This is a genomic window from Blastococcus sp. TF02A-26 (assembly GCF_003319125.1).
In the GTDB taxonomy this organism is placed as follows: Bacteria; Actinomycetota; Actinomycetes; order Mycobacteriales; family Geodermatophilaceae; genus Trujillonella.
Genome location: NZ_QOHG01000027.1, coordinates 1 through 22,879, shown reverse-complemented (window position 1 = coordinate 22,879; position 22,879 = coordinate 1). Strand labels below are relative to the sequence as shown.

The window sequence follows — 22,879 nt, the reverse complement described above, 5'->3', positions numbered from 1 at the left end:
GGCGCCCCGCGCGGTCAGCCGCGCGGGGCGCCCCGGGCGGGCCCCTCGTCGACGACGTGCTCGGCCACCGCGACCTCCGGCTCCTCCGGCGGCGCGTCCCCCGGCTCGTCGCCGATGTAGAGCTTCTCGGCCGTCGTCCCGGCCTCGAACTCGTCGACGAGCAGCAGGTCACGGCGCACGTGCCGGCGCCGGTAGGCCACGCGGCTGATCATGTGCGCGCTGACCGGCGCGGTGAGCAGCTGGAACGCCGCGACCAGGAGCAGCATCCAGGTCGCCGACCAGCCGTGCAGCCGGATCGCCGCGCCCACCATGACCAGCAGCACGCCGAGCACCTGCGGCTTGGTGCCGGCGTGCATCCGGGACAGCACGTCGGGGAAGCGGACCAGCCCCAGCCCCGCGGTCAGGCACAGGAACGCCCCGGCCAGCAGGCAGGCGAAGGCGACGACGTCGACGGCGGCGGTCACCGGCCACCCTCCCGTTCCTCGGCGGCGACGGGGAGCCCGAGGTCGCGGCCGTCCCCCGTCGCCGACCTGCGGAGCATCCCGCCCACGTAGCGGGCGATCGACACCGAGCCGACGAACGCCAGCAGCGAGACGACCACGAGGACCGGCACCACCGTCGGGTCGCGCTCCAGCGCCGCGTAGACCGCCAGGCCGGCGGAGATGATGACCAGCAGCGTGTCGGTGGCGACCACCCGGTCCAGCAGCGAGGGACCCATGGCCAGGCGCAGCAGCGCGAGCAGCGCGCCCCCGCCGATCAGGCCGTACAGCAGGTAGGAGACGACGGTCATCGCGCCGCCCTCTCCGGCGCGCGCCCGCGCCGCTGCAGGTCGCGGTCGATGGCGGCGAGGTCCTCCGGCGAGCCGAACGCCCGCACCAGCCGCTCCTCCACGACCAGGACGTCGCCGCGCTCGCGCTCCACGTCGGCGCGGTCCCGGACGTGCAGCAGGTGGACGGTGATCGTGCTCCCCTCCCGGTCCAGGTCGAGCACCAGCGACCCCGGCACCAGGGACACGGCCTCGGCCACCATCGTGAGCAGCAGGTCAGAGTCGGTGCGCAGCTGCACCCGCACGATGGCCGAGCGCCGTTGCCCGCCGGGGCGCAGCGCCAGCCAGGCCACCTGGGCGCCCGAGACCGCCAGGTCGACGACGAAGTGACCGAGGAACGCCAGCAGCGGCAGGGGTCGCACGCGGGTGCCGCCGACCACGTGCGGCAGCGGCAGGAGCATGGTCACCAGCAGCGCCACCAGCGCGCCGGAGAGCAGGTTCGCCCACGACCAGGTCCCCCACAGCAGGATCCAGACCAGCACGAGCCAGGCGAGCAGCGGGAGCTGGTGCCGCAGCCGCAGCGGCGACCGGTCGGCGATCACTCCGCCTCCTCCGCCGTCGGGGCGTCGAAGACCGACTCCACGTAGGGCGTCCGCTCCACGAGGTCCTGCGCAGCCCGGTCGGACAGGCCGTAGAGGAAACCCGCGACGCCGGTCAGCGCGACCGTCACCGTGACCAGCGCCGCGGTCGCGGCCACCATCGTGCGCGGCAGCGGACGCAGGGCACGCACCGCTCCGGCGGCCGGCGCGATGTCCGGGTCGGCGGCCGTCGCCACGCGGGTGTGCCGGCGCCAGGCGACCTGACGGGCGGTGAGCTCTCCGGCGCCGTCCGCGGAGCCGGGACCGGTCCCGCCGCCGGAGGGGCCGGCGTCGGCCGCGGCGGCCGCCGCGGTGTCCTCGATCGGCGCTTGCGTCGGGGGCCGCCAGAAGGCCCGGGTCCACACGCGGGCGATCGCTACGAGCGTCAGCAGGCTGGTGACCACCCCGCCGGCGACCAGGGTGTACGCCAGCGCACTGCCCTCGGCGACGCCGGCCTGCAGCAGCCCGAGCTTGCCGATGAAGCCCGACAGCGGCGGGATGCCGGCGAGGTTCATCGCCGGCACGAAGAACAGGACCGCCAGCAGCGGCGAGCGCCGGGCCAGTCCGCCGAGCCGGTCGATGGACGTCGTCCCGCCCTGCCGCTCGACCAGGCCCGCGACGAGGAACAGCGTCGTCTGGATGGCGATGTGGTGGGCGACGTAGAAGATCGCGCCGGCCAGGCCGGCCGCCGTCCCCAGGGCGATGCCGAAGACCATGTAGCCGATGTGGCTCACCAGCGTGAACGACAGCAACCGGCGCAGGTCGGTCTGCGCGACCGCGCCGAGGATGCCGATCACCATGGTGGCCAGCGCGGCCCACATGAGCAGGTCGTCGAGCGCGCCGCCGGGGAACAGCAGCGTCTGCGTGCGGATGATCGCGTAGACGCCGACCTTGGTGAGCAGGCCGGCGAAGACGGCGGTCACCGGCGCCGGTGCGGTGGGGTAGCTGTCGGGGAGCCAGGCCGACAGCGGGAAGACCGCTGCCTTGATGCCGAACGCGATGAGCAGCATCGACTGCAGCAGCACCTGCGTGCCCTCGGGCAGCTCCCCCAGCTCCACCGCCAGGTCGGCCATGTTGACCGTGCCCGTGGCCGCGTACACCAGCCCGATGGCGGCGAGGAACAGCAGCGAGCTCGTCAGGCTCACGATCACGTAGGTGATCCCGCCGCGGATGCGGGGCGCGGTGCCGCCGAGGGTCAGCAGCACGTAGCTGGCCATCAGCAGGATCTCGAAGCCGACGTACAGGTTGAACAGGTCGCCGGCCAGGAAGGCGTTGCTCACGCCGGCGACCAGGACCAGGAACGTCGGGTGGAAGATCGACAGCGGGGTGTCCTCGTCGCGGTCGGCGGCGCCCTGCCCGACGGCGAACAGCAGCACCCCCAGCGCCACGGTGGACGCCACGACGAGCATCAGGGCCGAGAGCCGGTCGACGACGAGGACGATGCCCAGCGGCACCGGCCAGCCACCGACGGAGACCGCGGTCGCGCCCTCCGCGTCGGCGGTGAACAGCAGCACGACCGACACCGCGACGACGGCGGTCAGCACGACCAGGCTCAGCGTGCGCTGGGCCCGCGGGTGGTGGGCCAGGAGCAGGGCGGCGGCGGCCCCGAGCAGCGGGAGCAGGACCGGCAGCGGCGCCAGGACGCTGGTCATCTGGTGCCCGCCGGCAGGTCGATGTCGTCGGCCGGCACGTCGTCGGGATCGGCGCCGCGCAGGCCGTCGGCGTGACCGGCCGGACGGTCGGCGGGGACCAGGTCGTCGGGGTCGAGCTCGTCGGCGTCGGTGCCCTTCCGCGCCGCGACCCGCCGGTCCTCCTCGTCGGTGCCGACGACCTCCTGCCGGACCAGCCGCCACGAGCGGTGGATCATCGCCAGCACGAACGCCGAGATGCCGAAGGTGATCACGATCGCCGTGAGGATCAGCGCCTGGGGCAGCGGGTCGTTCATGTCCTCGGGGTCGGAGACGCCCAGGATCGGCGCGAGGCCGGCCGCACCGCCCGCGGACAGCAGCAGCAGGTTGGTGGCGTTGCCGAGCAGCAGGAAGCCGAGCAGGACGCGGGTGAGGCTCCGGTCCAGGAGCAGGTAGACGCCGGCGGCGTAGAGGCCCCCGATGATCACGGGCAGCACGACGGTCGGGGTCATCGGACGACCATCTCCCCCTCGTTGAGCTCGATCGGGTCGTCCTCGTCCTCCTGGCGGTCCAGCTCGGCGCCCAGGCTGCGCAGCACGTCCAGGACCAGGCCGACGACGATCAGGTACACGCCCATGTCGAAGAACAGCGAGGTCACGAGCTTGACGTCGCCCAGCACCGGGAGCGTCGTCTCGAGGATCGCCGTCTGCAGGACCTCGGCGCCCAGCACCAGGCCCCCCACCCCGGTACCGCCGGCGAACAGCAGGCCCGCCCCCAGGAGGACGCCGGGGGCGACGGGGGCGGCCTCGCCGAGCTCGTAGCGCCCACCCGCCAGGTAGCGCAGCACCAGCGCCAGGCCGGCGACCAGCCCGCCGGCGAACCCGCCGCCGGGGTCGTTGTGCCCGGAGAACAGCAGGTAGACCGAGAAGACGAGGATCGTGTGGAACAGGATCCGGGTGATCACCTCGAGCACGACCGATCGCCGGGCGGGGTCCATGGTCGCGCCGGCTGCGAGCCAACTGGGCCGGTCGACCTCGGTCAGGCGAGTGCGCTCGGCGCGGTCGACGCCACCGGTCCGGCTGCGCAGGAACACCAGGCTGGCGACACCCGTCGCCGCCACGACCAGCAGCGAGATCTCGCCGAGGGTGTCCCAGGCGCGGATGTCGACCAGGGTCACGTTGACGATGTTCTTGCCGCCGCCGAAGTCGTAGGCCTCCTCCGGGTAGTCGGCCGACACCGGGGTCGCCGTCCGCGCGCCGAGGGCCACGGCACCGACGGCGCCCATGAACGCGCCGACGGCCACCGCGATCACGCCGCGGACCGCGCGCTCGCGCGGCCGGTGCCGCTCGCCGATGTCCTTGGGCAGCTTGCGCAGCACGAGCACGAAGACGACGAGGGTGAGCGTCTCGACGAGGAACTGGGTCAGCGCGAGGTCGGGGGCGCCCTGCAGCGCGAAGAGGACGGCGGTGCCGTAGCCGGTGACGCCGACGACGAGCACGGCCGACAGCCGCTGCCGGATGCGCAGGCTCAGCGCCGCGGCGGTGACCACGACGACCCCGACCATGGCCTGCACCGGGGTGTCCCAGGCCCGCCACTCCCCCGGCCACGGGGCCCGGGTCAGCAGGACGGTGCCCGGAAGCGCCAGGACGACGACGAGGATGGTGCCCAGGTAGGCCGGCAGGGAGCCGCGCTGGGTGGTGCCGGTGACCAGGACCGACAGCCGGTCCAGGCCCTGGATGACGTTCCAGTAGCCCTCGTCGGCCGAGGCGCCCACGGCCAGCCGGCGCTGGGTGCGCGACACCCGCGCGCGGACGGCGAACAGCGCCCCACCGGCGAGCACCGTCAGCAGGGACAGCGCGAGCGCGGGCTTCCAGCCGTGCCACAGCGCGAGGTCCTCCACCTCCGGGAGGCCGAACGGGACGGTCTCGGCGTACTCGGCGACCAGCGGCGCCAGCAGCGGGCTGAACGGGCCGGCGAGCAGTCCCGCCGTCGCCAGGACCACCGGCGCGGCCAGGAAGAGCGGCTCCGGGGCGTGCGCCACCTCGGTGTCGGCGCAGTCGGGCTTGCGGGCGAAGGCACCCCAGACGAAGCGGGCGGTGTAGGCGGCGGTGAGCGCGGACCCGACCACCAGCCCGACGAGGACGACGGTCGCGGCGGTGCGGTCGGGCAGCCCGCCGTCCCACAGCGCGGTGAACGCCGCCTCCTTGCCGACGAAGCCCAGCAGCGGCGGCAGCCCGGCCATCGACGCGGCGGCCAGGCAGCCGACGGCCGCGAGCACCGGCAGCCGCCGGCCCAGTCCCGACAGGCGGCGCAGGTCCCGCGTGCCGGTGGCGTGGTCGACCACGCCGACGGTGAGGAAGAGCGTGGACTTGAACAGCGCGTGCGCCAGGGTCATCGTGACGCCGGCCGCGGCCAGCTCCCGGCTGCCGCCGCCGACCAGCGTCATGAGGAAGCCGAGCTGGCTGACGGTGCCGAAGGCCAGCAGCAGCTTCAGGTCGGTCTGGCGCAGGGCGCGGTAGCCGCCGACGAGCATGGTCGCGACGCCGAGGCCCAGCACCAGCGGCCGCCAGCCGGGGACGTCGGCCAGACCCGGGGCCAGTCGCGCGACCAGGTAGATGCCGGCCTTCACCATGGCCGCGGCGTGCAGGTAGGCGCTGACGGGGGTCGGGGCCTCCATGGCGGCCGGCAGCCAGAAGTGGAAGGGCACCATCGCCGACTTGGTGATCGCGCCCATGAGCACCAGCACCGTGCCGGCGGTCATCACCGTGCCGCTGCCGGGATCGGCCACGACCTCCGACAGCAGGAACGAGCCGCTGGCCTGGCCGACCATGATCAGCCCGACCAGCATCGCCAGGCCGCCCGCCGTGGTGAGCACGAGCGCCTGGGTCGCCGCCCGGCGCGCGGCGAGCCGGCCGCCCGCCCCGCCGATGAGCAGGAAGGAGAAGACGGTGGTGAGCTCCCAGAACACGTAGAGCAGGAGCAGGTCGTCGGCGACGACGAGACCGAGCATCGAGCCGGCGAAGGCGGTGAGCGTGCCGGCGAAGCGACCGGTGCCCTCCTCGTCGGGGGCGAAGTAGCGGGCGCAGTAGAGGAGGACCAGCGCGCCCACACCGGTGACGACGGCGGCGAAGAGCAGCGCGAGGGCGTCCAGCCGCAGGGCGATCTGGAGGTCCAGCGCCGGGATCCACTCGACGGTCTCGGAGACCTCGCGGCCGTCGAGCACCGCGGACAGCTGCGCCAGCGTCCACGCGAAGGCGGCGGCCGGCACCAGGGCGAGCGCGAGGAAGGCCTGCCGGCCCCACCACCGGACGAGGACGGGCGCGAGCAGCGCGGCGACCAGGTGGAGGAGCAGCAGTACGAGCACGGGTCTCCCGGGAGTCGATGGCGGCTCGGGGACCACAGAACGTCGGTCGACGACGGCCGGCGGTAAGGCCCAGCTTACCCGCCGGGCCGCACGAGGCCGCTCTCGTAGGCGAAGGCCACCGCCTGCACCCGGTCGCGCAGACCGAGCTTGAGCAGCAGCCGGCTCACGTGCGTCTTGACCGTGGCCTCGCCCAGGTACAGCCGGGCGGCGATCTCGGCGTTGCTCAGGCCGGCGGCCACCAGCGCGAGCACCTCGGTCTCCCGCTCGGTCAGCGCGGCGAGGGCGCCGGCCCGCTCCGGGTCGGGAGCCGGGGCCGCGGCGAAGGACTCGATGACCCGCAGCGTCACCGCCGGGTCGAGCAGTCCCTGGCCGGCGGCGACGGTCCGCACCGCGGCCACGAGGTCCTCCGGCGGTGCGACCTTGAGCAGGAAGCCGCTGACCCCGGCCCGCAGCGCCGCGGCGACGTACTCGTCCTCGTCGAAGGTGGTGAGGACGACGACCCGGGTGGGCAGCTGCGCGGCGACGATGCGCCGGGCGGCCTCCAGCCCGTCCATGCCGGGCATCCGCACGTCGAGCAGCACGACGTCGGGCTGCAGCCGGGTCACCAGCGCGACACCCGCGGCACCGTCGGCGGCCTCGCCGACCACCTCGATGTCGGGCTCGGCCGCCAGCACCATCCGCAGGCCCGTGCGGATCATCGACTGGTCGTCGACCAGGGCGACGCGGATCGTCACGCGCCCACCTCCGCCGACGGGCGGGCGGGCGCCGCGACGGGGAACACCGCCCGCACGCGGTAACCACCCCCACGGACGGGACCGACCTCCAGCCGCCCGCCGACGACCGCGACCCGCTCGCGCATGTGCAGCTGGCCGTGCCCGCCGGGGCCGTCGGGGACCGGCGCGGCCACCCGGGGGCGCCCGTCGTCGGTGATGGTCACGGTCACCTGACCGGGACCGTGGGCGACCTCGACGACGGTGGCCGCGGCTCCTGCGTGGCGGACGACGTTGGACAGCGCCTCCTGCACGACGCGGACCGCCGAGACGTCGACCAGCTGCGGCAGCTCGGCCGGCTCCCCGGTGACCACGAGCTCGACCGGCATGCCGGTGCGGCGCAGCTCGTCGAGGACGGCGTCCAGGCGGGACAGCGACGGCTGCGGGGCCGGCGCGCCACCGCCCGCCTCCTCGCGGAGGATCCCGACCACGCGGCGCATCTCGTCGACCGACTCCCGGCCCAGCCGCTCCAGGCCCTGCAGCACCTCCTGGGCGTCGGGCCGGTCGGGCAGCAACCGGCGGAGCCCACCCATCTGCAGCACCATCACGCTCACCGAGTGGGCCACCGAGTCGTGCACCTCGCGCGCGATGCGGGCCCGCTCGGCGACCGCCGCGGCGGCGGCCACCGTCTCCTGCTGCTCGGCCAGCCGGGCGGCCAGCACCTGCAGCTCGCGGGACCGCTCCCGCGACTGCCGGACCAGCACGCCGACGCCCCACGCGACGCCGGTGACGAGGAGGTAGAACATCGCCTCCCAGACGTTCGGCCCGAAGGCCGCCCCGGCCGCGACCACCACCACCGTCGCGACGGCGGCGGCGCGGACCCCCCGCCGCAGCGGCAGGACGGCGGCGGCGTGCCCGACCAGCAGCGCCATGCCGACCAGCTGGGCGCCCCCGGGGCCGGGCGTGTCCAGCGCGTAGTTGCCGAGCACGGTGCACGCGCCGACGACCGCGGCCGCCTCCGGCCAGCGGGCGCACCCGGCCACCACGAGACCCGCGGCGACTCCCGGCAGGCAGGTGTACAGGGGGAAGCCGTAGGTCTGGTCGATCGCCGTCTCGACGATCGCGAGGACCGCCAGCAGCGCACCGACCGCCGGCCAGGACAGCCGGTGGGCGTGCGGCGAGGCCGACCAGGGGGGCATGGTCGGGAACGGTAGGGGCCGCGCGGCCCTCCGGGGATCCCCCTCGCGACGGACGGCGCGCGGCGGTCGGTCCGCCGTCCGGCGGACCCCGATCGGGTCGTCCCGACGGACGCGGGAGGGCACGGTCCGTTCCTAGCTTTCCCGCCATGACCTCGAACCTGATGACCCCCGCCCCGACCGCCCACCCCGCCGGCGTCCCGACCGGGCGCAGCGCCGCATCCCGGCTGCTGCCGATCGCCGGCGGCGCGCTGATCGCGGGCTCCCTGCTGTACGTGGCCGGGCTCGCCACCTCCCCGCCGTGGGACTCGCCGTCCGACGCCGACTACATCGCCTCGCTCGCCCGGGACGAGGGGCAGACGACGCTCTCGGCGGTCCTGCTCCACTACGGCAACCTGCTCATGGGGCTGGCCTGGCTGGCCGCGCCGGCGCTGGTCCGGGGCCGCCGGGGCTCCACCGCCACGATCGTGGGCGCCCTGATGGCCGCGCTGGGCCACGTCACCGTGGCGGGTTTCGTCCTCTACGACTACTGGACCGCGGCGATCGGGCGGGAGCTCCCCGCCGGGCAGGCCGAGGACCTCTTCGGCGTCGTCCAGGCGAACCCGGGCGTCGGCGCGGTGGGCTTCGTGACCCTCTTCGGTCTGCTCGGCCCGATCGTGGCGATCGCCGCCCTCGCCCGTGCCGGCGTCGTCAGCTGGGGGCTGCTGGCCCCGGCGGTCGGCTGCCTGGTCGCCTCGGCGGTGCTGACCTTCGAGCCGCTGACCTACGCCGGGTTCGCGGTCGTCGGCGCCGTCCCGCTGGCGGTCGTCGGGCTGCGGATGGTCCGGCGGCACCGCGCCGAGGCCGCGCTCGGCGCCTGACCGCCGGACACCTCCCGCCCCGACCGCTCGTGCTCTGCCCGCTCCGGTGGGCAGAGCACGAGCGCGTCGGGGCCGGGTGGCGGGGAGGAGGCGGAGCCTCAGCCCTCGGCGAGCTCGGCGGCGGCCAGCCAGTCGGTCTCGATCTGCTCCTTCTCGGCGAGCACCTCGCGCAGCTGTGCGTCGAGCTCGGCGGCCCGGGCGTAGTCGGTGGCCGCGGCGGCGAGCTGCTCGTGCAGCTTCTTCTCGTCGGCGTCGAGCTTCGCCAGCCGCCGCTCTAGGCGGGCGGCCTCCTTCTTCGCCGCCCGGGCCTCGGCGGCCGAGACCGCCGGGACGTCCACCGGCGCCGTCGTCCCGGTGCCCGCGTGGCCACCGGACAGCGCCGCCTCGCCGGCGGCCCGGCGGGCCAGGTACTCCTCCACCCCGCCGGGGAGCGCGGCGATCGTGCCGTCGCCCATCAGCGCGACGACCGAGTCGCACACCCGGTCGACGAAGTAGCGGTCGTGGCTGACCACGAGCACCGTGCCGGCGAACCCGTCGAGCAGGTCCTCCAGCGCGGTGAGGGTGTCGATGTCCAGGTCGTTGGTCGGCTCGTCGAGCACCAGCACGTTGGGCTCGCCCATCAGCAGGCGCAGCAGCTGCAGCCGCCGGCGCTCGCCACCGGAGAGGTCGCCCACCGGCGTCCACTGCCGGTTCGCCGCGAAGCCGAACCGCTCGGCCAGCGAGGACGCCGAGATCTCGGTGTTGCCGATCCGCGCGATGCGGGCGACCTCCTGCACCGCCTCGAGCACCCGCAGCCGCGGCGGCAGCTCGGCGACGTGCTGGGAGAGGTACGCCGGCGCGACGGTCTGCCCCTGCACGATCCGGCCGCGGTCGGGCTCGACCTCGCCGAGCAGCATCCGCAGCAGCGTCGTCTTCCCGGCGCCGTTGACGCCGACGACGCCGATCCGGTCGCCCGGGCCCACGTGCCAGGTGAGGTCCCGGAAGAGGGTGCGCGGGCCGGCCGGGGTCTGCACGGCGTAGTCGACGTCCTCGACGTCGAAGACGGTCTTGCCCAGGCGCCGGGCGGCGAAGCCCTTGAGCGCCATGGTCTCCCGCGGCGGCGGCTCGTCGGCGATGAGCGCCTCGGCCGCCTCGATGCGGAACCGCGGCTTGCTGGTGCGGGCCGGCGGGCCGCGGCGCAGCCAGGCCAGCTCCTTGCGGACCAGGTTGAGCCGCCGCTCCTCGGTGACCGCGGCGATCCGCGCCCGCTCCGCGCGGGCCAGCGTGTACGCCGAGTAGCCGCCGTCGTAGGCGTGGACGTTGCCGTCGGCGACCTCCCACGTGGTCGTGCAGACCTCGTCGAGGAACCAGCGGTCGTGGGTGACGACCAGCAGGCCGCCGCTGCGCCGCTTGACGTAGTCGGCCAGCCAGGCGACCCCCTCGACGTCGAGGTGGTTGGTCGGCTCGTCGAGCACCAGCAGGTCCAGCGGGCGGATCAGCTGCGCGGCCAGCGCGACCCGGCGGCGCTCGCCACCGGACATCGGCGCGACCGGGCTGTCCAGCCCGAGCCGGTCGAGCTCCAGGCCGGCCAGCACGCTGCGCACCGCCGGGTCGGCGGCCCACTCGTGCTCGGAGGCGAAGCGGCTGGTCGGCAGGACGACGTCACGGACGGTCGTCCCGGGCGGGAGGGTGCCGGACTGGTCGAGCACGCCCATCGCCAGGTCGCCGCGGCGGGTGACCCGGCCGGAGTCGGGGTCCTCGACGCCGGTGAGGACCGACAGCAGCGTCGTCTTCCCGCCGCCGTTGCGGCCGACGATGCCGATCCGCTCACCGGCCGCGACGCCCAGGGAGACGTCGTCCAGGATCACGGTGGTGCCGTGCGCCTTGGACACCCGCTCGAGGTTGACCAGGTTCACGGGTGCGCTCATCGGGCCCAGTATCCCTGGCCCGGCCGGAGGAGATCCGGCGGCGTCGGGCCGCCGGATCTCCTCCGCCCCTGATCAGGGGACGACGACCTGGGCCGACACCGCGTCGCTGTTGCCACCGAAGTCGGTGACGGAGAGCTCCGCGTACAGCTCCGTGCCGGACTCCAGCGGCGCGAAGTCGTACTGCAGGCCCGGCAGGTCGGCGTAGAGGCCGACGTCCGAGGCCGGCTCCCAGCTCGCCGTCCCGTCCGGGAGGACCACCAGGAGCTTGGGCACGATCAGCCCCTGCGGGTCGGCGGTCAGCTCGCCGTAGGTACCCGCGTCCTCGTCGTAGACGTAGTAGATCTCGTTGAGGACGTCACCGGTCGAGGGGTTGAACGAGATCGACAGCGTCACGTCCGAGTACTCCTCGCTGCTGCTGCCGGGCTCGTCGTACGCCACGGGCACGTCGATGACGCCGATCTCGGCGTCGTCGTCCCAGGTCAGGGTGATGTAGGCGAACGAGGTGTCGATGCCGTCGGAGATCGACAGCGTCGTCAGGTCGTAGATGCCCAGCGCCCGGCCGGAGCCGTCCTCGAGGACCGCGCCCGGCTCGTCCCCGAAGAAGACGACCGTGCCGTCGGGCTGGGGCAGGCCGTAGCTGATCGTCGTCGCGGAGATGTTCTCGGTGATGGCCGAGTCGAAGGAGCCGACCAGGTTGAGGCCGTCCTGGTCGAAGAAGACCTCGGCCTCGCCGCCGGTGTTGACGAACTCCGGCTGCTCGTCCTCGGGGATCTCGTCACCGGCCTGGTAGTAGCTCTCCAGGAACGCCCCCCACGCCTCGGCGCTCTCGACCGAGGCGTAGTCGGGGTTCATCAGCTCCGGCGTCGGCGGGAAGTAGATGGACAGACCGCTGGCACCCAGGGCGGCCGGGCCGTTCACCGAGTACACGACGGCGTCGTTGATCGCCCGGATCAGTGCGTCGGCCTGGTCGGAGACGTCGAGGGCGTCGACGCCGATCTCCGCGGCGAGCAGACCGAGGTCGGCCATCTGCGTGTCCTGCTCGGGGTCGGGGTCCCGGCCGAAGCCGAGGACGCTCTCCCGCTCGCGCCCCACGACGGGCGCCACCTCGGCGACCCGCTCGGTGAGCGCGTCGCTGAACTCGGTGAGCGCCTCGTCGACCGCGGCCATCTGGTTCAGGTCGACCAGGGAGAGGGTGATGTCGGCCCCGGTGCCCTCCGCCTCCGCCTGCGCGGCGAAGCCGTCGACGATCGCCGTCCCGAGGGTGTCGACGTCGGTCTGCGGGTCCTCGGCGAGCACCGAGAACGAGCGGTAGTCCCAGCCGTGGCCGGGCTCGAGCTCCTGGGAGGCGACCATCCGGTCGGCCAGCGGCTGCATCGCGCTGGCGGTCTCGTACGTGGCCATGAGGCAGGCGTCGAAGCCGAGCAGGTCCAGCTTGTCGACGCCGGCCTCCTCGAGACCGTCGGCGATGCCGCCGCGCAGGTCCTCGAGGGTGAGGGTGCTGTGGTCGGCCGACTCGTCGCCGCCGACACCCGGCCACGAGGCGCCGTGGTCGGAGATGACCAGCGCGTAGTTCTCCGCCGGGTGGTCGGCGATGCCGCGGGCGATGAACTCGCTGAGCGCGGCGGGGTCGCCGGTGTCGACCTCGCCGAGGTCCTCCAGCTCGGTGGCCTCGCCCTGGCCGATCGAGAGGTACTTGGCGCCGACCCAGTCCTCGATGCCCAGCAACGGGTCGGCGCTGTAGTCGGCGGCACGGTCGACCATCGCGGCGATCTGCAGGTTCTCGTTGGACCCGACCTCGGCGAACTCCGCGAGGTCGGCCAGCAGGTAGGGCTCCAGGTCGGTGTCGGCGATCGAGTAGACGAGGACGGTCCAGCCCTCGCCCTCCGGCGCGGACCGCGCCTGCTCCTCCACCGGTTCGTCCTCTCCCGTGCAGCCCGCCAGGGCCACGCAGAGCACTGCACCCACGACCGCCGTCCGGCGCATGCGACTTCCCTCCCCGAATGCCCGCTCCAGCAGCGAGGCCGCCGGACTGTGGCAGGCACCCGACCAGCGCACAACGGTTTCGCGCACGGCCTCCGAACCGTTGCGTCCCGTGCGCCCCAGTCGGCCGCAAGGACCCCGCAAGTGGCGCCCCCGACGCTCGGGTGCACCGGCCCCCGCCGGCTCCCGCGCACCAGGAGGACGCCATGACCAGCGCCGCCCCCACCTCCCTGTTCGACGAGCGCGCCCCGGCCGAGCGGCCGCGCCTGGTGGCCGTGACCCCGCCACCGGCGCCCGCGGGGGTCTGGTGGGCCCGGATCGCCGACGGGGGCCCGGGCTCGCGGGAGCACGCGCTGGTCGCCGTCGGGTCCGGGCGCTTCGCCGACGGCACCCCGGTGGACCTGACCGCGATGGAGGCCGGTGGCCGACGTCCGCAGGGATGGCTGGCCGCCGTCCGGTACCGGGTCGCCGACGGCACGGTGCTGGGCATCGACGCCGCCGACGCCCTGGCCGGACGGTGCCCGCCGGTGTGGTTCGCCGAGCTGCACCACGCCACGAGCCCGATCCCGGCGTCCTCGCTGCTGGCGTTCTCCGGCGGGCCGTTCCGAGCGGGCACGGTGGTCACCCCGCGGGAGGTGGCCGCGGCCGGCATGCGGATGGCCGACCGCGTCGGCGAGGTCCGCTGGTACACCCGCTCCGGGATCGTGGACGACGTCGCCGTCGCCCCGGCGCTGCGCCGGCGCGGGATGGCCACGCTGCTGGTCACCGCCGCCGAGTCGCTGCGGGTGCTCCGCGGGTGGGCGCCGCTGCGCAGCGACGGGCGGCTCACCGACGCCGGTGCCGCCTGGCTGGCCGCCGCTCCCCCGGCCTGGCGACCCCGGCTGGCCGAGCGCGTCGAGGTGCTGCCCGACGCCGACGCCGCCGACGCCCCGACCGGGGTGGCCCGTCTCCTGCGGGACCTCGGCTAGGCGAGGCGGGTGACCTCGACGGTGACGGTGTGCCCGTTGCTGCCGGCACCGGAGAAGATGCCGCGGAACGGGGACACGTCGCCGTAGTCCCGACCGCGGCCCAGCGTCACGTGCCGGGTGCCGACCTCGACGGAGTTCGTGGGGTCGAAGGCGCACCAGCCGCCGTCCCACCACTCCACCCAGGCGTGGCTCTCGCCGGTCACCGTCTGGCCGATGTCGGCGTCCCGCTTCGGGTGCAGGTAGCCCGAGACGTACCGCGCCGGCAACCCGAGCGCCCGCAGCAGACCCACGGTGACGTGCGAGATGTCCTGGCACACGCCCTGGCGGTGCCGCCACGCCTGCATCGCCGTCGTCTTCACGTGGGTGGCGCCGGACAGGTACTCCATGTGCCCGCGGACGAACCGGCAGACGGCGTCGGCGGCCTCGTGCGGCGGGAGGTCCCCGACGACCGCCCGGACCTCGTCGACCACCTCGTCGTCGACCGCGGTCAGCGCGGTGGAGCTGAGCAGCTCGCCGTAGGCGTCGCGCACCTCCGGGCCGCGCAGCGTCGCCCAGTCGACGTGCTCGTGGCCGAGCGGGTCGGGGCCGGCCTCGACGATCGAGGTGCCGGTGACGACCAGCTCCTCGTGCGGGGAGTGCAGGTCGAACGCGGTGACGGTGGAGCCCCAGTAGTCGCGGTAGGCGTAGGCGGTCGCCGCGGGCTCGATCTCTACGCGGGAGCGCAGCGTCGTCTGCCGGCCGCTGTTCTCCGGGGTCAGCCGGGCCTCGTTGTAGGACGAGCGCACCCGGCCGGCGTAGGAGAACCGGGTGCGGTGCACCACCTGCAACCGCCACCGGGACGACGACGGGCGGCTCCCCTGCTCCTGCTGCGCGCTCACGCCACCCCCTCCGGCACCCACACCTGCGGCGCCTGCTCGGTGAAGAAGTGGCTGCTGACCGCGGCGCTGGCCGCCGAGCAGGTGCGCTGCAGCTCCTCCAGGCGCGCGGGCAGCCGGGAGAGCAGCTCGGGCGTGCTCATGTACTCCAGCAGCGTCCGGGCCCGGCCGACGATCCGGTGCGCCTCCCCGGCGACGCCGATGCGGGTGGTGTCGCGGACGGTGCTGCGCTCCAGCTCGGCCAGGCAGCTCTCGGCCTGGTCGAGCGCCGCGAACACCGACCGCGGGAAGAGCCGGTCCAGCAGCAGGAACTCCGCCGCGCGGCTGGAGTCGACCACCCCGCGGTAGGTGCGCAGGTAGGGCTCGTAGGCGCCGGTGGAGCGGAGCACCAGGGTCCAGGACGGCGCGGCGTCCCCGGCCAGCACGCGGGTGGAGATGATCCGGGCGGTCATGTCCACCCGCTCCAGCGAGCGGCCGAGCACGAGGAACAGCCAGCTCTCGTCTCGGCTCATCGTGGAGTCGGCCAGGCCGAACACCATCGCCGAGCGCTCGCGGACGAACCGGAACAGCGCGTGCGGACCGTAGCGCCGGGCCATGGTGCGCTGCTGCGGGAGCGCGTTGTGGGTGACGTTGAGCGACTCCCAGATCTCGCCGGAGAGCACCTCGCGCGCGCCGCGGGCGTTCTCCCGGGCCGCCGACAGCGCGCCGACGATGGAGCTCGGGCTGTCCCGCTCGAACGCCAGCGTGGCCAGGACCCGCTCGGTGTCGGCCTCCTCCTCGGGGCAGGGCGAGCCCATCAGCGCGAGGAGGTTGGCGCAGGCGCGGCGCTCGTCGATCCACGGGTCCTCGACCAGCCGCTGGGTGTGCACGTCGAGGATGCGGGCGGTGTCGTCGGCCCGCTCCACGTAGCGGCCGATCCAGAACAGCGACTCCGCGATCCGGCTCAGCATCCCGCCGTCCCTCCTTGCTGCTGCTGCTGCTGGGACTGGCCGACGACGGTGTCGTTCAGCGGCCCGGGGTCCTGCGCGGGTGGCTCGTCGGGCAGGTCCGCGGCGGTGAACTCGATGCGGGTCAGCTCGGGGACCTGCTCCGGCTCGCTCGCCGGGCGGGGTCGGCTCAGCACCCAGGTGTCCTTGGAGCCACCGCCCTGGCTGGAGTTGACCACCAGCTCCCCCTCCGGCAGCGCGACCCGGGTCAGCCCACCGGGCAGCACCCACACCTTCGACCCGTCGTTGATCGCGAACGGCCGCAGGTCGACGTGCCGCGGCGCGATCCGGCCGCCGATCAATGTGGGGCAGGTGGAGAGCCCGATCGGCTTCTGCGCGATCCAGTCCCGGGGCCGGGCGCGGACCTTGACCGCCAGCTCGGCCAGCGCCTGATCGTCGGCGCGCGGCCCGATGACGATGCCCTTCCCACCGGAGCCGTCGACCGGCTTGAGCACCAGCTGGTCGAGCCGGTCCAGGACCCAGCGGACGGTGTCCTCGTCGTCGAGCCGGTAGGTGTCGGCGTTGGCCAGCACCGGCTCCTCGCCCAGGTAGTACCGGACCAGGTCGGGCACCCAGGTGTAGAGCAGCTTGTCGTCGGCGACGCCGTTGCCGACCGCGTTGGCGATCGTCACCCGGCCGGCGCGGGCGGCGTTGAGCAGGCCCGCGCAGCCGATCACCGAGTCGGGCCGGAAGTGCACCGGGTCCAGGAACTCGTCGTCGATCCGCCGGTAGACGACGTCGACGCGCCGCTGGCCGTCCGTCGTCCGCATGCTGACCTGGTTGCCGGCGCAGACGAGGTCGCGGCCCTCCACCAGCTCGACGCCCATCTGGCGGGCGAGCAGGGCGTGCTCGAAGTAGGCGGAGTTGTAGACGCCCGGGGTGAGGACGACGACCGTCGGGTCCGGGACGTTGGCCGGCGCGGAGGCCTTGAGGGCGGCCAGCAGCCGGGTCGGGTAGTCGTCGACCGGCTGGATGCGGTGGTCGGCGAACAGCTCCGGCAGCACCTGGCTCATCGCCGCCCGGTTGGTGATGACGTAGCTGACCCCCGACGGGGAGCGCAGATTGTCCTCGAGCACGCGGAAGTCGCCGGCCTCGTCGCGGACGAGGTCGATGCCCGACACGTGCACCCGCACGCCGTTGGGCGGTACCAGGCCGTGCGCCTGGCGGTGGAAGTGCGCGCTGGTGCTGACCACGCTGCGCGGCACGATCCGGTCGGCGAAGACCTCGCCGGCGCCGTAGACCTCGGCGAGGAAGGCCTCGAGCGCGAGCACCCGCTGCGCGACGCCCCGCTCGATCACGTCCCACTCCTCGGCGCCGATGACCCGGGGCACGATGTCGAGTGGGAAGGGCTGCTCCTCGCCGGCGTGGGCGAAGGTGACGCCGGCGTCGCGGTAGGTCTGGGAGAGCAGGTCGGCCCGGGCGGAGAGCTCCTCCCCCGCCATCGGCTGCAGCGAGGTGAACAGCCCCGCGTAGGCGGCCCGCGGCTGCCCGGCGCTGCCGAACATCTCGTCCCACTGCTGCCCGAGCGGGTAGCCGTCGAAGAGGTCCGCCATCCCGGGGAAGCTAGGGCCGGGATGTGTCCCGCGCGTTTCCGGAACGCGTCGTCCGGAGGGTGCCGCCGCGCTCACCGCGCCGTCGCCAGCCCCAGCCAGGGGACCAGCACGCCCTCCGACAGCAGCCGGCCGACCCGGCCCGACTGCTCCTGCGCCTCCTGCCACCGCGGGTCCTGGCCGTGCCGGCGCTCGACCTCGGCGTCGACGGCGTCGGCGCGCTCGGTCCACTCCGGCGGGCTGTCGGAGAGGTCGGCGCGGCCGGTGCGCTCCAGGCGCAGCCCGGCGCCGGCCAGGAGGTCGGGCAGTTCCTCCGCGGCCGGGAACGTGTTGCCCTCCGGTTGCGGTCCGGTCAGCGGGCCGGTGGCGGCGAAGACGAGCAGGCCCGCCCGTCCGCCCGGCGCCAGCACCCGGCGCAGCTCGGCCAGCGCCGCCGCCTTGTCGGGGATGGTGCACAGCACCCCCAGGCACCAGGCCGCGTCGAACGCGCCGTCGGCGAAGGGCAGGCCCTGCGCGTCGGCCACCACCCCCGGCAGCCCGAAGAGCCGGTGCGACGCCCGGACCGCCTCGGCCATCGGCTCGGCGCAGACCGCCCGCACGCCCCGCTCGGCGGCCAGCCAGCCGGCCGGGCCGCCGACCCCCGCGCCGTCGTCGAGCACCCGGCTGTCCGGGCGCAGCTCCAGCCCGTCGGCCAGCCAGCGCAGCGCGCTCTCGCTGCCGCTGCCCCGGCAGCCCGCCGGGACGGCGTACTCGGGTCCGAGCGCGCGGACCGCCTGCTCGGTCCAGGCCGCGACGGTGCCGAACTCGGCCTCCATCGCCTCGTCGGCCAGCTCAGCCACCGTGCTCCTCCCTGATGCGTCCGGCCACCTCGGCCTTGACCCGGGCTCCCTCGTCCTCACCGTCGGCCGAGGCCAGGCCGGAGAGGTTGACCCCCGCGACGCCGTCGATGGCCAGCAGCGCCGCCGCCTCGGCCACCGCGGCGGCGATGCCGGCCTCCCGCGGATCGGGCGCGGCCAGCACCGCCTCGATCGCGTCGTCGTCCACCTGGAGGCCCGGGAAGCGCTGCAGCACGCGGGCCGAGCGCTCGTCGGTGTAGACGGCGACCGCGGCGACGAACGGGACGGTCGCGCCCGCGGCTCGGGCCGCGGCGACGAAGCGGGCGACCTCGGCGGGGGTGCGGACGTGGTTGAGCACGCACACCTGCGCCCCGGCCCGCTGCTTCTGCGCGACCCGGGCCGGCCGGAGGTCCACCGGCGGCGCGGCCGGCGACTCGGGGACGGCGACGCTCAGCCCGGCGCCGGTGGCCAGCGCCACCAGCCGGGGACCGTCGAGGTCGAAGACCTGGGTCGCCCCGGGGCGGACGCCGGGGCCGCGGGCGTCACCGGTGACGCAGAGGACGCCGTCCACCCCGAGCGCGGCCAGCCCGGCGACCTCCTGCTCGAGCACCACGCGGTTGCGGTCGCGGCAGGCCAGCGTCGTCCAGAGCCGGCCGCCGGCGGCGTGCACCTCCGCGGCGACGACCGCCGGCGGGAAGTCCGGGCGGTTGGCGTGCTCGCCGACCAGCAGCCCGTCGGAGACCGGGCCGATCACCTCGACCACCCGGCGCAGCGAGGCCGGGTCGTAGGGGACGACGGAGAGGTCGGTGAGGACGACGGGCCGGCTGCGGGCGACGTCGAGGAGGCTGCCCGGGTGCGGCGGCGGCGCCGGCAGGGGCTCGGCCGGCCAGGTCACCAGCGGCTCCCCGACGAAGACGCAGCGGTGCTCGGCGACCTCGCAGCGCTCGTCGGCTCGGACTCCTCCGCAGGGGCCGAAGACCATGCGCTTGGGGCAACCCTCCCGGGCGGGCAGGTCGGCGAGGAGGGTCGGCGGCACGGTGTCCACCCTGGCCCGGACGAGGGACTTTCGCGCGCGAAGGGCTCCCGGCGCCGCGGCGGGAACAGATCCGGGACGACCTGCGCTACCGTGGCCGCAAGGTAGTTGAGGGTTCAACTCAAGGAGTCGAGATGCCCGCCATCACCGTCGAGGACACCACCGTCCTGCCCCGCGTCCCCGCGCCCGCCCCCGGGACGGTCCGCCGCCGGGTCCGCTCGGTGACCACCGCGCCGTCCGGCTTCGAGGGCGAGGGCTTCCCGGTCCGCCGCGCCTTCGCCGGCGTCGACCTCCGCGACCTCGACCCGTTCATCCACATGGACCAGATGGGCGAGGTCGAGTACGCGCCCGGCGAGCCGAAGGGCACCTCGTGGCACCCGCACCGCGGGTTCGAGACCGTCACCTACATCATCGACGGCACCTTCGAGCACGCCGACTCCCACGGCGGCGGCGGCACGATCAGCAACGGCGACACCCAGTGGATGACCGCCGGCAGCGGGCTGCTGCACATCGAGAAGCCGCCGGAGGCGCTGGTGGTCAGCGGCGGGCTGTTCCACGGCCTGCAGCTGTGGGTGAACCTCCCCCGCGCGCAGAAGTGGGCCGAGCCGCGCTACCAGGACCTCCGCGCGGAGCAGTCGGTGCTGCTGGCCAGCCCCGACGCCGGCGCGTTCCTCCGGGTCATCGCCGGCGACGTCGCGGGCCACACCGGTCCCGGCTCGACGTACAGCCCGATGGCCATGGTGCACGCGACCATCGCCCCCGGAGCCACGCTCGACCTGCCCTGGCGGCCGGACTTCAACGCGCTGGTCTACGTGCTGTCGGGCGCCGGCTCGGTCGGCATCGACGGCGCGCCGATCCGCACCGGCCAGCTCGCCGTCCTCGGCCCCGGCGACACGGTGACGATCAGCGGCGCGCAGCAGCAGGAGTCGCGGACCCCGGCACTCGACGTCGTCGTCCTCGGCGGGCTGCCCATCCGCGAGCCGATCGCCATGTACGGGCCGTTCGTCATGAACACCCGGCAGGAGGTCATGGACGCCTTCACCGACTTCCAGGCCGGCCGGCTCGGCACCATCCCGGCGCAGCGGGTCCCGCACGCCGACGTGGTGGGCGAGACGGGTCAGCAGGAGTAGGACTGCGGCCATGAGCAACCTCGACCGCCGCCCGCCCGCCCGCGAACTGGGCGGGCTGGCGGCGACCGCCTCCTCCCCCGTGCTGGACCTGCTGCCGGCCAAGGAGGTGCAGCTCGGGGAGAGCACCCGGGTGCGCCGGCTGCTGCCGACCCTCGGCCGGCGGCTGGTCGGGGCGTGGGCGTTCGTCGACCACTACGGCCCGGACGACGTCGCCGCCGGCCCGGGCATGCAGGTGGCGCCGCACCCGCACACCGGCCTGCAGACCGTCTCCTGGCTGCTGCAGGGGCGGGTGCACCACCGCGACTCCCTCGGCAGCGACGTCGAGTTCGGGCCCGGTGAGCTGGCACTGATGACCGCCGGCCACGGCATCGCCCACTCCGAGCAGTCGCCGGTGTCGCATCCGCGGTACCTGCACGGCGCCCAGCTGTGGGTCGCGCTGCCCGACTCGGCCCGCGACGTGGCGCCGGCCTTCGCCCACCACGCCACGCTGCCCGGCTTCACCTCCGACGGGCTGACGGCGACGGTGCTGATGGGCTCCCTCGGCGGTGCGACCTCGCCGGGCACCGCCTACACGCCGCTGCTCGGCGTGGACCTCGACCTGGCCGCCGGCGCCGACGTGGAGCTGCCGCTGGAGCCGGACTTCGAGCACGCGGTGCTCGGTGCCTCCGGTGGGGCCGACGTCGAGGGCGCTCCCCTCGGCCACGGCCAGATGCTCTACCTCGGCACCGGCCGGCGCACCGTCCGGATCCGCACCGAGGAGCCGGTCAAGCTGCTGCTGCTCGGCGGCGAGCCGTTCGAGGAGCGGCTGGTCATGTGGTGGAACTTCGTCGGCCGCTCGGGCGAGGAGATCGCCGCCTACGCCGAGCAGTGGAACGCCGAGCACGAGCGGTTCGGCGCCGTCGTCGGCTACGACGGCGACCGGCTCCTCGCGCCGGCGCTGCCCCCGGTCGCGCTCAAGGCCCGCGGGAGGGAACGCTGATGACCGTGGACCCGCGGATGCTCGAGTTCGTCGCCGGCCGGAAGTGGGGCGTGCTGGCCACGCTCAAGCGCGACGGCCGGCCGCAGCTGTCGAACATCGGCTACTCCTACGACGCCGAGCAGCAGCTGTTCCGGATCTCGGTGACGGCCGACCGCGCCAAGACGCGCAACCTCGAGCGGGACGCCCGGCTCACGCTGCACGTCTCGTCCGACGACTTCTGGTCGTGGGTGGCCGTCGAGGGCACCGCCGAGCTGACGCCGGTCGCCACTGCCCCCGATGACGCCACCGTGGACGAGCTCGTCGCCTACTACCGCGCCATCAACGGCGAGCACGACGACTGGGACGAGTACCGGGCCGCCATGGTGCGCGACCGGCGGCTCGTCGTCCGGTTCCGGCCGGAGCACGTGTACGGCCAGCTGCCGGCCTGACACCTCACTCCTCCGGCTCGACCTCCAACACCGAGAACGACGCGCCCCACGGGTCCGCGACGACGGCGAAGCGGCCGAACGGCGTGTCCTCCGCCGGGTGCAGCACCCGCCCGCCCCGCGTCTCGACCGCGGTCACCGCCGCGTCGGTGGAGTCGACGGCGAAGCAGACCGCCCACCCCGTCGGCAGGCCCGGCTCGACCGGACCGAGGCCGCCGAGCGGGCGCTCGCCGGTCGCGAAGGTGGCGTAGTCACCCATGTCGGGGATCTCGTCGAAGCGGAAGCCGAAGACCCGCGAGTAGAAGGCCTGCGCCGCCGCGACGTCCTCGACCGCGGCCTCCTCCCAGGTCAGCGCGCCGTGCTCGTTGAACACCCGGACCCCGGTGTGCTGCCCGGCCTGCCACAGGCCGAAGCCGTGGCCCTGCGGATCGGCCGCGATGGCCATGGAGCCGAGCGGTCCGACCTCCATGGGCTCGACGACGACGTCGCCCCCGGCCTCGCGGATCGCCGCGGCCGTCGCGGCGGCGTCGTCGGTGGCGAAGTAGACCGTCCACCCCGGCGGATCGACCGGGTTCGTCAGCGGGCCCATCCCGGCCGTGGGGCCGCCTCCGCGCAGGGCGTTCCAGTAGCCGCCGTACTCCGGGTCACCGCCGGTCCACTCCCAGCCGAACAGCGACCCGTAGAAGTCGCGCGCGGCATCGACGTCCGTGGCGCCGTAGTCGATCCAGCACGGGGTGCCGGCCGGCCAGGCGGTGTCCCGAGTGGGCATGGCTCCTCCTCCGGTGTGGGGAGGTCACACTGCCAGCATCGTCCGACACATCGGACCGGGCGATCCCCGGGGGCCGCGTGGTCGGGGCCGGTGCCGCGCCACAGCGCGGCGGTCAGGCCGCTACCGCGGCAGTGCCGTGGGAGCGGCCTAGATGTACTGATCGGACAGGTTGGTGCACGGCCTCTGGCCGAGGGTGATCTTGAAGTGAGGAGGGACCTCCGGGTTGGCTGTGGGAGCCGCCAAGCACCCACTCCGACCACAGGAGGTCCCTCGTGGTTC

The 22,879-nt window shown here is 74.7% G+C and carries 21 protein-coding genes; 5 read left to right on the top strand and 16 right to left on the bottom strand.

What is annotated here, in order from left to right; genetic code table 11:
* Positions 1-14: 14 nt before the first annotated feature.
* The 8 genes from mnhG to DQ240_RS21595 form a co-directional block, all read right to left on the bottom strand.
* Positions 15-464, bottom strand: a complete 450-nt coding sequence (gene mnhG / locus DQ240_RS21630) for a monovalent cation/H(+) antiporter subunit G (protein WP_113841782.1) — start codon at positions 462-464, stop codon at positions 15-17.
* Positions 461-790, bottom strand: coding sequence for a monovalent cation/H+ antiporter complex subunit F (locus DQ240_RS21625; RefSeq protein WP_113841781.1), 330 nt, complete (start codon positions 788-790; stop codon positions 461-463). The genes mnhG and DQ240_RS21625 overlap by 4 nt, the downstream gene beginning before the upstream one ends.
* The gene (locus tag DQ240_RS21620; protein WP_113841780.1) at positions 787-1,368 is read right to left on the bottom strand and encodes a Na+/H+ antiporter subunit E; all 582 of its coding nucleotides are present in this window, start codon (positions 1,366-1,368) and stop codon (positions 787-789) included. Before DQ240_RS21620 ends, DQ240_RS21625 begins: the two co-directional genes overlap by 4 nt.
* Complete coding sequence (locus tag DQ240_RS21615; protein ID WP_113841779.1) at positions 1,365-3,056, bottom strand: Na+/H+ antiporter subunit D; 1,692 nt, start codon at positions 3,054-3,056, stop codon at positions 1,365-1,367. The genes DQ240_RS21620 and DQ240_RS21615 overlap by 4 nt, the downstream gene beginning before the upstream one ends.
* Positions 3,053-3,544, bottom strand: coding sequence for a Na(+)/H(+) antiporter subunit C (locus DQ240_RS21610; RefSeq protein ID WP_113841778.1), 492 nt, complete (start codon positions 3,542-3,544; stop codon positions 3,053-3,055). The genes DQ240_RS21615 and DQ240_RS21610 overlap by 4 nt, the downstream gene beginning before the upstream one ends.
* Positions 3,541-6,396: a Na+/H+ antiporter subunit A gene (locus DQ240_RS21605; RefSeq protein ID WP_113841777.1), complete on the bottom strand. Its 2,856-nt coding sequence runs from the start codon at positions 6,394-6,396 to the stop codon at positions 3,541-3,543. Before DQ240_RS21605 ends, DQ240_RS21610 begins: the two co-directional genes overlap by 4 nt.
* Before the next feature lie 74 nt (positions 6,397-6,470).
* Positions 6,471-7,130: a response regulator transcription factor gene (locus tag DQ240_RS21600; RefSeq protein WP_113841776.1), complete on the bottom strand. Its 660-nt coding sequence runs from the start codon at positions 7,128-7,130 to the stop codon at positions 6,471-6,473.
* Positions 7,127-8,305, bottom strand: coding sequence for a sensor histidine kinase (locus DQ240_RS21595; protein ID WP_113841775.1), 1,179 nt, complete (start codon positions 8,303-8,305; stop codon positions 7,127-7,129). The genes DQ240_RS21600 and DQ240_RS21595 overlap by 4 nt, the downstream gene beginning before the upstream one ends.
* 146 nt (positions 8,306-8,451) lie before the next feature.
* Between DQ240_RS21595 and DQ240_RS21590 the strand changes: the two genes are divergently transcribed.
* A complete protein-coding gene (locus tag DQ240_RS21590; protein ID WP_113841774.1) occupies positions 8,452-9,162 on the top strand; it encodes a hypothetical protein in 711 nt (236 codons plus the stop codon).
* A 98-nt stretch (positions 9,163-9,260) separates the two neighbouring features.
* Here DQ240_RS21590 and DQ240_RS21585 read toward each other — a convergent pair whose 3' ends face one another.
* Positions 9,261-11,069 (bottom strand): ABC-F family ATP-binding cassette domain-containing protein, encoded by a 1,809-nt coding sequence (locus DQ240_RS21585; RefSeq protein ID WP_113841773.1) that lies wholly within the window; start codon positions 11,067-11,069, stop codon positions 9,261-9,263.
* A 72-nt stretch (positions 11,070-11,141) separates the two neighbouring features.
* On the bottom strand, positions 11,142-12,980 hold the full coding sequence (locus DQ240_RS21580; protein WP_158548847.1) for a clostripain-related cysteine peptidase: 1,839 nt from the start codon (positions 12,978-12,980) through the stop codon (positions 11,142-11,144).
* Positions 12,981-13,255: 275 nt separating this feature from the next.
* Between DQ240_RS21580 and DQ240_RS21575 the strand changes: the two genes are divergently transcribed.
* The gene (locus DQ240_RS21575; RefSeq protein ID WP_113841771.1) at positions 13,256-14,017 is read left to right on the top strand and encodes a hypothetical protein; all 762 of its coding nucleotides are present in this window, start codon (positions 13,256-13,258) and stop codon (positions 14,015-14,017) included.
* Here the strand turns inward: DQ240_RS21575 and DQ240_RS21570 are convergent.
* From DQ240_RS21570 to DQ240_RS21550, 5 genes are all read right to left on the bottom strand, one after another.
* On the bottom strand, positions 14,014-14,895 hold the full coding sequence (locus tag DQ240_RS21570) for a transglutaminase family protein (RefSeq protein ID WP_113841770.1): 882 nt from the start codon (positions 14,893-14,895) through the stop codon (positions 14,014-14,016). The two genes, DQ240_RS21575 and DQ240_RS21570, sit on opposite strands and share 4 nt — an antisense overlap.
* Positions 14,892-15,842 (bottom strand): alpha-E domain-containing protein, encoded by a 951-nt coding sequence (locus tag DQ240_RS21565; RefSeq protein ID WP_113841769.1) that lies wholly within the window; start codon positions 15,840-15,842, stop codon positions 14,892-14,894. Before DQ240_RS21565 ends, DQ240_RS21570 begins: the two co-directional genes overlap by 4 nt.
* The gene (locus DQ240_RS21560) at positions 15,836-17,431 is read right to left on the bottom strand and encodes a circularly permuted type 2 ATP-grasp protein (protein WP_113841768.1); all 1,596 of its coding nucleotides are present in this window, start codon (positions 17,429-17,431) and stop codon (positions 15,836-15,838) included. Before DQ240_RS21560 ends, DQ240_RS21565 begins: the two co-directional genes overlap by 7 nt.
* Before the next feature lie 71 nt (positions 17,432-17,502).
* On the bottom strand, positions 17,503-18,267 hold the full coding sequence (locus DQ240_RS21555; protein ID WP_233498892.1) for a class I SAM-dependent methyltransferase: 765 nt from the start codon (positions 18,265-18,267) through the stop codon (positions 17,503-17,505).
* Positions 18,260-19,300, bottom strand: a complete 1,041-nt coding sequence (locus DQ240_RS21550; protein WP_233498891.1) for a methylenetetrahydrofolate reductase C-terminal domain-containing protein — start codon at positions 19,298-19,300, stop codon at positions 18,260-18,262. The genes DQ240_RS21555 and DQ240_RS21550 overlap by 8 nt, the downstream gene beginning before the upstream one ends.
* Positions 19,301-19,431: 131 nt before the next feature.
* Here DQ240_RS21550 and DQ240_RS21545 point away from each other — a divergent pair, with 131 nt between their 5' ends.
* From DQ240_RS21545 to DQ240_RS21535, 3 genes are read left to right on the top strand one after another with little or no spacing between them, the layout of a single operon-like run.
* Entirely contained in the window at positions 19,432-20,427 is a 996-nt protein-coding gene (locus DQ240_RS21545) for a pirin family protein (RefSeq protein ID WP_113841767.1), read from the top strand.
* A gap of 10 nt (positions 20,428-20,437) precedes the next feature.
* Entirely contained in the window at positions 20,438-21,406 is a 969-nt protein-coding gene (locus DQ240_RS21540; RefSeq protein ID WP_113841766.1) for a pirin family protein, read from the top strand.
* Complete coding sequence (locus DQ240_RS21535; RefSeq protein ID WP_113841765.1) at positions 21,406-21,834, top strand: PPOX class F420-dependent oxidoreductase; 429 nt, start codon at positions 21,406-21,408, stop codon at positions 21,832-21,834. The genes DQ240_RS21540 and DQ240_RS21535 overlap by 1 nt, the downstream gene beginning before the upstream one ends.
* A 4-nt stretch (positions 21,835-21,838) precedes the next feature.
* On the opposite strand, the gene DQ240_RS21530 is transcribed toward DQ240_RS21535, so the two are convergent.
* Positions 21,839-22,600 carry a VOC family protein gene (locus DQ240_RS21530; RefSeq protein ID WP_113841764.1) on the bottom strand — a complete coding sequence of 254 codons (762 nt, stop codon included), beginning with the start codon at positions 22,598-22,600 and terminating at the stop codon, positions 21,839-21,841.
* Between the last annotated feature and the right edge of the window lie 279 nt (positions 22,601-22,879).